Raw genomic sequence first — 10056 nt, 5'->3', positions numbered from 1 at the left:
GCCGCACCCAGACCTTCGCCGGGACCGACCGCCAGGTACGCGGCCTGCTCCTCGACGTCCTGCGCGACGGGGACGGCACCGCCGACCGGGACCGTCTGGCCGCGGTGTGGCCCGACCCGGTCCAGCGCGGCCGCGCACTCGACTCGCTCGTGGCCGACGGGTTGATGGTGCGGACCGGGGACGTGTACTCGTTGCCGGGTTGACCGGCCGGGACCGCGGCACCAAAGCGTAGGCTCACCTACATGGCCGTCGTCAAGATCAATGCCCTGTCCGTGCCGCCCCAGGCCGGTGCCGAGCTCGAGCGTCGCTTCGCCGAGCGCGCCCACACCGTGGAGAACTCCCCCGGTTTCCTCGGCTTTCAGCTGCTGCGCCCCACCGCCGGAGAGGAGCGCTACTTCGTGGTGACCACCTGGCAGGACGAGGCGTCCTTCGCCGCATGGCGCGACGGCGACGCCCGGACCGCCCACGCCGGTCAGCACGGCAAGCCCGTCGCCGAGGGGGCCACCCTCCTCGAGTTCGACGTCGTGATGGACGTCAAGCCCTCCGCCTGACCGGGCCCTCCACCGCCGCCGCGCCTTCATGGACCGGATCTCGGAACAGCCGTTCGCCGTCGCCTTCGGCGCGCTGTTCGTCATCGTGATGCTGCGGGCCAACGCCACCTACTGGCTAGGCCGGGGAGCGCTGAACGGAGGGAGACTGAGCCGGAAGGCCGCCCGCCACCTGGACGGGCGGCACATGCAGCGGGCCCAGCGGCTGTCCGCGCGCTACGGGGTGATCGCGGTTCCGCTGTCCTTCCTCACCGTGGGCGTGCAGACGGCGATCAACTTCACCGCCGGGTTCACGCGCATGCCGCTGACCCGGTACCTGCCGGCGGTCACCGTGGGTGGGCTCATGTGGGCGACGCTCTACTCCACCGTCGGGATGGTCGGCTGGGCCGCGATCGCCACACTCTGGTCCGGGATCACCTCGTAGCCCGGCCGGGCCCGGTCCGCTAGCTCCCGGGCAGCGGCCCGACCACCGGCCCGAGCACGTCCTGGAACCTGTCGTCGACCAGTGCGTCCACGTCGACGGCGGCGATCTGCCCGTCCTCGGTGAAGACGTCGGCGAGTTCCTGCTCGCCGGGCACCGTGTCCGCCAGCGCCACCGGTCGGCGGGTGCTGCGACTCTGCGAGAGTTCGGCGGCCTCGGGGGTCAGCCCCACCGCCTCACCGTAGAACGCGGCCCACCGCGCCGGGTTCTCCGCGCTCCAGGTCCCCGCCTCGGCCAGCCGGACCAGGAGGTCCGCGATCGCCGTCTGGCGGCGCGCGTCCGCGAGGGCGTCGTGGGAGGCGAGCCCGAACCAGAATCCGTTGGACGCCTCCGCCGCGGTCGCGATGGTCCGGGCGTCGGTGGTGGTCTGCGTGATGGCCGTGTACGGATCCCAGATGGCCCAGGCGTCGGCGTCGCCGCGGGAGAACGCGGACCCCGCCTCGGCCGGCTGGAGGAAGACCAGGTCGACGGACTCCGGCGAGACCCCGGCCCTGCGGAGCTGGAGAAGCAGATGCCCGTGGGCGGAGGTCCCCTTGGCCACCAGCACCTTCCGACCCGCCAGATCGGCCACGGTCCGCACGGACGAGTCCCCGGGGACGAGGATCCGGTCCCCCTCCCCGCCGTTGGCGTAGGCGGAGACGATCGACGCCCGCGCCCCGGCGGCCGCGCCGAACACGGGCGGGGTGTTACCGGTGACGGCCACGTCGATCTGACCGGCGTTGAGCGCCTCCACCTGCGGCGGCCCGGAGGTGAACGTGGAGAACTCGACCTCGTACGGCAGGTCGTCGAGCTGTCCCGCCGCGGTGAGCAGGGCCTGGGTGCCGCCCTTCTGGTCGCCCACCCGGAGGACGAGGTCGGACAGGCCCGCGAGGTCGACCCGGTCGGGGACGGGTGCCGCGGCCTCGGAGTCGCGGGTGGCGCACCCGGCGCCGACGAGCAGCACGATCAACGCCAGCGCGAGCAGCGCGACACCGATCGCGGGTCGTCGGTGGATCGGGGAGAGTGTGGTGGTCATATCGAGTAGTCCTCGTCTGTGTGGTCGACGCCCAGCGCGTCGAGTAGGCGGCGGCGGTGGTGGCTCGTCCCGCCCCCGCCGCGGGGTCGGTCGATGGCCTCGGTGTGGCCGACGACGCCGTCGTCCAGGACGAGCACACGGTCGGCCAGGGCCACCGCCTCGTCGACGTCGTGCGTCACCAGCAGGACCCCGAGACCGTGGTGCGCCCACAGCCGCAGCAGGAGGCGGTGCATGGTGCGCCGGGTGAGGGCGTCGAGCGCGCCGAAGGGCTCGTCGAGCAGCAACAGCGACGGCTCGGCGACGAGCGCCCGGGCGAGCGAGGTCCGCTGCGCCTGCCCGCCGGAGAGTTCCCCCGGGTAGGCGCCCTCGCGGCCCCCGAGCCCCACCTCGGCGAGGATCCCGGTGACCCGGTCGGTCTTTTCCCCCCGTCCGACGTCGACCCGGTTGAGGCCGTGCCTGACGTTCTCGGCGACGGTGCGCCAGGGCAGCAGCCGGGAGTCCTGGAACACGACGGCCGGGGGGCCCTCGATGTGGACGCTCCCTCCGTCGAGCTCCCGGTCCAGTCCGGCGAGGATCCGCAGCGCGGTGGATTTGCCGCTACCGCTCCGACCGAGCAGGGCGACGATGTCGCCGCGGGGGATCGTCAGGTCGAGATCGCGGAGAACGACGGTGTCGCCGAAGCTGCGGGTGACATCTCGCAGCGCGCCCGCGGGGGCGAGGGTGGTGGTCATGACTGTGGCTCCTGGGTGGTGGTCGGTGGTCACCGGTAGTGGCGCAGCGCACGGGCCTCGGCGACGCGGACCACCGCGTCCGTGAGGATGCCGAGCAGCGCGTACACGACCAGGCCGACGATGATCACGTCGATCCGGAAGTAGTCGCGGGCGTTCATGATGAGGTAGCCGATGCCGTTGGTGGCGTTGAGCTGCTCGGCCACGATGAGCGTCAACCAGGCGATCGCGAGCGACTGCCGCACGCCGACCAGGACCTGGGGCGCGATCGACGGGAGGATCACCTCGGTGAGCCGCTGGCGTCGGCTGAATCCGAAGACCGTCGCCATGTCCTGCAGCCTGGGATCCACCTGCCGCAGGCCCGAGGCCGTGTTGAGGTAGATCGGGAAGACCACACCGAGTGCGATGAGCAGCACCTTCGGGGTCTCACCGATGCCGAACCACAGGATGAACAGCGGTATCAGCCCGAGGTGCGGCAACGCGCGGAGCATCTGGAGCGGGGGGTCGACGAGGGCGTCCGCGATCCGCGAGGTTCCGACGATCACCCCCAGGACGAGTCCGGCCACGGCCCCCAGGACGAACCCCTGGACCACGCGGACGCTCGAGACGGCCAGCGCGTCGGCGAGCTCACCTGAGGCGATGAGCTCCAGTGCGGAGGAGGCGATGAGCTGCGGGGCGGGAAGGATCCGCTCCGGCAGGATGCCGGTGGCTCCGGCGATCTGCCAGATGAGGATCAGTACGACGGGGCTGAGCCAGCGCAGCCAGGTGGTCCGGCGGCGGGGCCGGCGGCGGCCGACAGTGCCGCGCCCGGGAGCCGGCGTCTCCGCGGTGGGGCCGGCGGCCACCTCACGCGGGCCCGTCGGCGTGGAGGCGAGAACGGTGGTCATGGTGAGGTCTCCTCGTCTCGTCACCCGCCGACGGTGGCGGGCTGCCCGGGCCAGATGTCGGTCCCGCTGGCATCGGCCGCGGTGGCGTCGGTGGTGGTCGCGTCGGTGGTGGTCGCGCTGGTGGTGGTGGTGGTGGTGGTGGCGGTGGCGGTGGCGAACGGCACGGACACGGTCTCGCGGCGCCGATCAACCGGGGTCCACAACCCACGACGGGCCAGGACGGGCAGGACGCCCTCCCCGAAGGTGTACGTCTCCTCCAGGTGCGGGTACCCGGAGAGGACGAAGTGCGTGAGGCCCAGCTCGGCGTACTCGGCGATCCGGTCGGCGACCTCCTCGTGGGAGCCCACGAGCGCGGTCCCCGCGCCCCCGCGGACCAGGCCGACACCGGCCCACAGGTTCGGCGAGACCTCGAGCGACCCGGTCCGGCCGCCGTGCAGGTCGAGCATCCGGCGCTGGCCCTCCGATTCGCTGGCGGCCAGCGAGGCCTGCACCCGTGCCACGTCCGCGGGGTCGATCCCCGCCAGGAGCCGATCGGCCTCGGCCCACGCCTGCTCCGAGGTGTCCCTGGAGATCACGTGGAGCCGGATCCCGAACGAGGGTGTCCGGCCGTGAACGGCCGCGGCGTCCCGGACCCGGTCCAGCTTCCCGGCGACGGCAGCGGGGGGTTCGCCCCAGGTCAGGTACGTGTCCGCATGGCGGGCGGCGACGCGGATTCCGGCCGCGGAGGAGCCGCCGAAGAAGATCGGCGGCGCCGGGTCCGGTCGACGCGCCAGGACGGAATCGACGACGGCGAGGTGGTCACCGCTGTAGGAGAGCGGGTTCTCCGAATCCCAGAGTCCTCGGACGATCTCGAGGAACTCGTCCGCCCTGGCGTATCGGGCCTCCTTGTCCAGGAAGTCCCCATAGGCGCGTTGCTCGCGGGACTCGCCTCCGGTGACCACGTTGAGGAGCAGGCGGCCACCGGTCTGCCACTGGAAGGTGGTCGCCATCTGCGCGGCGAGGGTGGGACTCATGAGCCCCGGGCGCAGCGCCACGAGGAACTTGATGCTGTCGCTCGACTCGGCGAGCAGAGCGGTGGTGATCATCGCGTCCTCGCACCAGGCGCCGGTGGGAGTGAGGAGGGACTCGAACCCGTTGTGCTCGGCCGCCGCGACGATCTGCCGCAGATACGGCAGGGTCGCCGGACGGTCCCCCGACATCAGCGTGCCGTGCCCACCGGCCACGAGGTTGCGCGAGTCCCCGTAGGTGGGCAGGAACCAGTGGAAGTGCAACCCAGTCTGGTCGGGGTTCGGATGAGTCGGGTCGGTGGCCACGGACGGCTCCTGAGGTGTCTCGGGTCGGAGTGCGGACCGACACATCGTGCGGCCGGACGGAGACGGGGGGCCACAATTGCCGTCACCGGGAAGGAAACCAATTACACGAGTAGACCGATCGGTCTATAGGCTGTGGTACCCTCTCCCCCATGACACCCCGATCACCCGCCCCTGACCTGCGTTTGTCCGACGTGAGCTCGGCCAGGGTCATGCGCACGATCCGGTTCCGGGGGCCGGTGACCCGTCCGGAGGTGGCCGCGTCCACGGGCCTGTCGGTGGCGACGGTCAGCCGAGCCACGGCAGCGCTGCTGTCCTCCGGGGTCATCCGCGAGCGACCCGAACTCATGCACGACGGTTCCGTGGGCCGGCCGAGCATCCCCGTGGAGATCGATCCCGCCGGGCCCGTGGTGGTGGCCGTCCACATCGGCCTCAGCCGGTGCGTGGTCGCCATCAGTGATCTCGCCTGCCGGATCCTGTCCGAGTACGCGATCCCCACCCCGGGCCGGGATCCGGAGGTGATCGCGGACGAGCTGTCCGCGATCGCGTTCCGGCTCCTCGACGGCCACCGGGACCGCCGGCTGGTCTGGGGCGGCGTGGCCACGGCCGCGAGGATCACCGCGCCGGGCAGGATCGACCACGACCTGCTGGGGTGGCGGGACGTTCCGGTGGCGGACCTGTTCGCCGATCGAATCGGGGTGCCCTTCTCCGTGGCCCCCCACGTCGAGGCGATGGCCGCGGCGGAGCTGCTCGTGGGGCACGAGTCCCACACGGGCACGACGCTGGTCGTCTACGCGCGGGAGCATCTGGGCTCCGCCCTCGTGATCGACGGCGCCGTGCACCTGCCACGGGCCGGCTCGGCGGAACTCGCCCACCTCCCCGTGGGGCCGACCACCTACCTCGACGACCGCGGCGGTGGCCTCCTGGACGTGGTGGGCGATTCCGGACTGGTCCGGGCTGCGGCCGCCCGCGGGATCACCGTCGGGTCGGTGCCGGAGCTCGCGGCCCGGTCACACGGTGACCCGATGGCCGACGCGATCCTCGTCGAGCGGGCGACCATCCTCGGCCGCCTGGTCGGGTTGGTCTCGGCCATCACTCGGCCGGATTCGGTGGTGCTCTGTGGACAGGCCTTCACGGACCACCCGCGCTACCTGGGACCCCTCCTGCGAGCCTCACGGGAGACCCCTCTCGCCGGCGGGGCACCCGAACTCAGGGTGTCGACGGCGGGCGGGCGGATCCAGCAGCTGGCGGCCATGGCGGTGGCGCTCGACACCATCTCGGCCGACCCCACGAGCGCGCTGCCGTCGAGGCTGCTGTCGGTGTCCTGACCCTTTCCGGTCACCGCGACAGTAATGTTCGACATCCGTAGCGGACCCCCACAGACTTCTCGTATGACCGAACGAAGCCTGTCCACCGCTCACCAGTCCGTCCCGGCGGAGACCCATCGGCGGGCGATGCGTATGCATCCCGCCGGCGTCACGATCATCACCCTCGACGGCGCCGACGGGCCGGTGGGGTTCACCGCGTCATCACCGTCCAGCCTGTCGTCGAGGCCCGCCCTGGTGAGCTTCAACGTCGGGATCTCGTCGTCCAGCCTGGCGGCGGTGCTCGACGCCCGGACCGCGGTGATCCACCTGCTGGGCGAGGCCGACCGATCACTCGCGCTCCGGTTCGCCGGCCCCTCCCACCGCCGGTTCGCCGACCACTCCCTGTGGACCCGGGCCGAGACCGGTGAACCGCTCCTCCACGGCGGGCGGGCGCGACTCCGGGTCGCCCTCGATCGTCTCGTCCCGGCGGGCGACCACGTCCTGGTGGTCGCGCGGCTGCTGGACGCCTGGTTCGACGAGGAGGATCCCGGCGATCCGCTCGTGGTGCTCGACGGCGGCTTCCGTGCGGTGCCCACGGCCCACGAGTGACCACGTCCCACGACTGACCACGACTGACCACGAGGCCGACCGACCACGAGATCGGCCGACGACGAGGCGGCCCCCGCTCGATGAGCGGGGGCCGCCTCGTGTCCGTGCCGCGTGTCCGGCCTAGGTGGTGGCGGGAGCCGCCCCACCGCTACCCGACGGGCCGCCGGGGGCTGCGCCACCGAAGCCGCCCGAGCTGGGCGGGAGCGAGTCGCCCGGGCCGGCCTCACCGGTGGGTGCGACGCTCGCGGTGATCTCCTCACCCTCGCGGGACCCGGCGTCCGGGCGCTGGACCCCGGTGAACGTGAACCGGGCGTCCTCGGTCTTGTCGGACTCGCCGTCCCAGCCCTCGACGTCGACGGTGATGAGCTCGCCGGCCGCGACCTCGCCGAAGAGGATCTTCTCCGACAGCGTGTCCTCGATCTCGCGCTGGATGGTGCGACGCAGCGGCCGCGCACCCAATACCGGATCGAAACCCCTCTTGGCGAGAAGCTCCTTGGCCCGGTCCGTGATCTCGATGGTCATGTCCTTGGCCTTGAGCGCCACGCCGACGCGGCTGACCATGAGGTCGACCATCTCCACGATCTGAGCCTTGGTGAGCTGGTGGAACACCACGATCTCGTCGATGCGGTTGAGGAACTCGGGCCGGAAGTGCTTCTTGAGCTCGTCGTTGACCTTCTGCTTCATCCGCTCGTAGGCGTCCTCGGTGTTGTCGGAGGACTGGAAGCCCATCCCGACCGCCTTGGAGATGTCCCTCGTGCCCAGATTGGAGGTGAAGATCAACACGGTGTTCTTGAAGTCCACCATGCGGCCCTGCCCGTCGGTGAGACGGCCGTCCTCGAGCACCTGCAGCAGCGTGTTGTAGATCTCGGAGTGGGCCTTCTCGATCTCGTCGAACAGGACCACCGAGAACGGCTTGCGCCGGACCTTCTCCGTGAGCTGGCCGCCCTCCTCGTAGCCGACGTACCCGGGAGGTGCGCCGAACAGACGGGACGCGGTGAAGCGGTCGTGGAACTCGCCCATGTCGATCTGGATGAGCGCGTCATCCTCGCCGAACAGGAAGTTCGCCAGCGCCTTGGAGAGCTCCGTCTTACCGACACCGGACGGGCCGGCGAAGATGAACGAACCCGAGGGCCGCTTGGGGTCCTTGAGACCGGCCCGCGTGCGGCGGATGGCCCGGGAGACAGCCTTGATGGCGTCCTCCTGGCCGATGATCCGCTTGTGCAGCTCGTCCTCCATGCGGAGCAGACGCGTGGTCTCCTCCTCGGTGAGCTTGAACACGGGGATCCCGGTCCAGTTGCCCAGGACCTCCGCGATCTGCTCCTCGTCGACCACGGCGGCCACATCCATGTCGCCCGCACGCCACTGCTTCTCGCGCTCCGAGCGCTCGGCGATGAGCTTCTTCTCCGTGTCCCGCAGGCCCGCGGCCTTCTCGAAGTCCTGCGCGTCGATCGCGGACTCCTTCTCACGGCGGGCCTCCGCGATCTTCTCGTCGAACTCCCGCAGGTCCGGCGGAGCGGTCATCCGCTTGATCCGCATGCGGGCGCCGGCCTCGTCGATGAGGTCGATCGCCTTGTCCGGGAGGAAGCGGTCGTTGATGTACCGGTCCGCGAGCTGGGCCGCCGCGGCCAGGGCGGCGTCCGTGATGGTGACGCGGTGGTGGGCCTCGTAGCGGTCCCGCAGACCCTTGAGGATCTCGATGGACAGCTCCACGTTGGGCTCCGGGACCTGGACCGGCTGGAAACGACGCTCGAGCGCCGCGTCCTTCTCGATGTGCTTGCGGTACTCCTCGAGCGTGGTGGCGCCGATGGTCTGCAGCTCACCGCGGGCCAGCTTGGGCTTGAGGATCGACGCGGCGTCGATCGCACCCTCGGCGGCACCCGCGCCGACGAGGGTGTGGATCTCGTCGATGAACAGGATGATGTCGCCGCGCTGGTTGATCTCCTTGAGCACCTTCTTCAGGCGCTCCTCGAAGTCTCCGCGGTAGCGGGAACCGGCCACGAGCGACCCCAGGTCGAGCGAGTAGACCTGCTTGTCCTTGAGGGTCTCGGGGACCTCGTTGTTGACGATGGCCTGGGCCAGGCCCTCGACGACCGCGGTCTTGCCCACGCCGGGCTCGCCGATGAGCACCGGGTTGTTCTTGGTGCGCCGGGAGAGCACCTGCATGATGCGCTCGACCTCCTTGGCGCGGCCGACGACCGGGTCGAGCTTGCCCTCCATGGCGGCCTGCGTGAGGTTGCGACCGAACTGGTCCAGCACCGTCGAGGACGACGGCGTACCGGACTCGCGACCACCGGTGCCGGCGGGGGCGCCCGTGGCCTCGGCCTCCTTGCCCTGGTAGCCCGACAGCAGCTGGATGACCTGCTGGCGGACCCGGGTGAGGTCCGCTCCGAGCTTGACCAGCACCTGGGCGGCGACGCCCTCGCCCTCACGGATGAGGCCGAGCAGGATGTGCTCGGTGCCGATGTAGTTGTGGCCGAGCTGCAGCGCCTCGCGCAGGCTCAGCTCCAGGACCTTCTTGGCCCGCGGCGTGAACGGGATGTGCCCGCTGGGCGCCTGCTGGCCCTGGCCGATGATCTCCTCGACCTGACTCCGCACCGCTTCCAGCGAGATCCCCAGGGACTCGAGTGCCTTGGCGGCCACTCCCTCGCCCTCGTGGATGAGACCCAGCAGGATGTGCTCGGTGCCGATGTAGTTGTGGTTGAGCATCCGGGCCTCTTCCTGGGCCAGGACGACGACGCGACGCGCGCGGTCGGTAAACCGTTCGAACATCGTGCTACCTCACATTCCTCGGGTTCCGTCCACTCTAGTGGCCGTGCTTGACGCGCTGCACCGCAGGAGCGGGAGCGGGTCCGTCACCAGGGTTCAACGCGGCAGGTCGGGGATCCATTGCAGATCCGTGTACGCCGACAGCGAACGCCGCCGATCCGTGCGCCGGGGGACGGACTTCCGTCGTCGGCGCCTAGGGTCGTGGACATGACACGGGTGGACGGAGCGGGGACGTGACCCCCTTCGATCTGGACCGGATCGGCCACGGACTGCCCTTCGCCGCCGCGCTGCCCGCCCTCCGGGACGCCCTCGCCACCAGGGGGACCGCGGTCGTCCAGGCCCCGCCCGGCACCGGGAAGACGACCCTCGCCCCACCGGCGGTCGCCTCGGCGGACGGGATCGCGG

Annotated in this window: 9 protein-coding genes and 1 pseudogene; 5 read left to right on the top strand and 5 right to left on the bottom strand. The window is 71.1% G+C overall.

All coding sequences use genetic code 11. The features are described 5' to 3' along the window. From G6028_RS03175 to G6028_RS03165, 3 genes and pseudogenes are all read left to right on the top strand, one after another. Window positions 1–203 (top strand): annotated as a pseudogene (locus G6028_RS03175) (A/G-specific adenine glycosylase); the annotation flags it as partial. A gap of 39 nt (window positions 204–242) precedes the next feature. Next, window positions 243–551: an antibiotic biosynthesis monooxygenase family protein gene (locus G6028_RS03170; RefSeq protein WP_182639553.1), complete on the top strand. Its 309-nt coding sequence runs from the start codon at window positions 243–245 to the stop codon at window positions 549–551. 28 nt (window positions 552–579) lie between these two features. Then, the gene (locus G6028_RS03165) at window positions 580–972 is read left to right on the top strand and encodes a DedA family protein (protein ID WP_182641584.1); all 393 of its coding nucleotides are present in this window, start codon (window positions 580–582) and stop codon (window positions 970–972) included. A 19-nt stretch (window positions 973–991) separates the two neighbouring features. On the opposite strand, the gene G6028_RS03160 is transcribed toward G6028_RS03165, so the two are convergent. The 4 genes from G6028_RS03160 to G6028_RS03145 are packed head-to-tail and all read right to left on the bottom strand — an operon-like array spanning window position 992 to window position 4972. Further along, on the bottom strand, window positions 992–2044 hold the full coding sequence (locus tag G6028_RS03160) for an ABC transporter substrate-binding protein (protein ID WP_182658023.1): 1053 nt from the start codon (window positions 2042–2044) through the stop codon (window positions 992–994). Then, the gene (locus G6028_RS03155; RefSeq protein WP_182658022.1) at window positions 2041–2775 is read right to left on the bottom strand and encodes an ABC transporter ATP-binding protein; all 735 of its coding nucleotides are present in this window, start codon (window positions 2773–2775) and stop codon (window positions 2041–2043) included. The genes G6028_RS03160 and G6028_RS03155 overlap by 4 nt, the downstream gene beginning before the upstream one ends. Window positions 2776–2804: 29 nt before the next feature. Further along, window positions 2805–3659 carry an ABC transporter permease gene (locus G6028_RS03150; RefSeq protein WP_182645104.1) on the bottom strand — a complete coding sequence of 285 codons (855 nt, stop codon included), beginning with the start codon at window positions 3657–3659 and terminating at the stop codon, window positions 2805–2807. 20 nt (window positions 3660–3679) lie between these two features. Further along, window positions 3680–4972, bottom strand: a complete 1293-nt coding sequence (locus G6028_RS03145; RefSeq protein ID WP_338404135.1) for an LLM class flavin-dependent oxidoreductase — start codon at window positions 4970–4972, stop codon at window positions 3680–3682. Between the two features lie 149 nt (window positions 4973–5121). Between G6028_RS03145 and G6028_RS03140 the strand changes: the two genes are divergently transcribed. Beyond that, on the top strand, window positions 5122–6297 hold the full coding sequence (locus G6028_RS03140; RefSeq protein WP_182641397.1) for an ROK family transcriptional regulator: 1176 nt from the start codon (window positions 5122–5124) through the stop codon (window positions 6295–6297). Between the two features lie 63 nt (window positions 6298–6360). After that, window positions 6361–6885, top strand: coding sequence for a flavin reductase family protein (locus G6028_RS03135; protein ID WP_182641396.1), 525 nt, complete (start codon window positions 6361–6363; stop codon window positions 6883–6885). A gap of 120 nt (window positions 6886–7005) precedes the next feature. Here G6028_RS03135 and G6028_RS03130 read toward each other — a convergent pair whose 3' ends face one another. Next, window positions 7006–9654 carry an ATP-dependent Clp protease ATP-binding subunit gene (locus G6028_RS03130; RefSeq protein ID WP_179524491.1) on the bottom strand — a complete coding sequence of 883 codons (2649 nt, stop codon included), beginning with the start codon at window positions 9652–9654 and terminating at the stop codon, window positions 7006–7008. Between the last annotated feature and the right edge of the window lie 402 nt (window positions 9655–10056).

It is taken from the genome of Dietzia cercidiphylli (assembly GCF_014145145.1).
Classification (GTDB): domain Bacteria; phylum Actinomycetota; class Actinomycetes; order Mycobacteriales; family Mycobacteriaceae; genus Dietzia; species Dietzia natronolimnaea.
Note: the sequence above shows the minus strand (reverse complement) of the source record. Positions and strands in the feature narration are given on the sequence as shown.

What these genes read in the sequence shown, in the direction of transcription:
- G6028_RS03170 (WP_182639553.1), top strand. Translation starts at nt 243, where the DNA reads ATGGCCGTCGTCAAGATCAATGCCCTGTCCGTGCCGCCCCAGGCCGGT.
- G6028_RS03165 (WP_182641584.1), top strand. Translation starts at nt 580, where the DNA reads ATGGACCGGATCTCGGAACAGCCGTTCGCCGTCGCCTTCGGCGCGCTG.
- G6028_RS03160 (WP_182658023.1), bottom strand. Translation starts at nt 2,044, where the DNA reads ATGACCACCACACTCTCCCCGATCCACCGACGACCCGCGATCGGTGTC.
- G6028_RS03155 (WP_182658022.1), bottom strand. Translation starts at nt 2,775, where the DNA reads ATGACCACCACCCTCGCCCCCGCGGGCGCGCTGCGAGATGTCACCCGC.
- G6028_RS03150 (WP_182645104.1), bottom strand. Translation starts at nt 3,659, where the DNA reads ATGACCACCGTTCTCGCCTCCACGCCGACGGGCCCGCGTGAGGTGGCC.
- G6028_RS03140 (WP_182641397.1), top strand. Translation starts at nt 5,122, where the DNA reads ATGACACCCCGATCACCCGCCCCTGACCTGCGTTTGTCCGACGTGAGC.
- G6028_RS03135 (WP_182641396.1), top strand. Translation starts at nt 6,361, where the DNA reads ATGACCGAACGAAGCCTGTCCACCGCTCACCAGTCCGTCCCGGCGGAG.
- G6028_RS03130 (WP_179524491.1), bottom strand. Translation starts at nt 9,654, where the DNA reads ATGTTCGAACGGTTTACCGACCGCGCGCGTCGCGTCGTCGTCCTGGCC.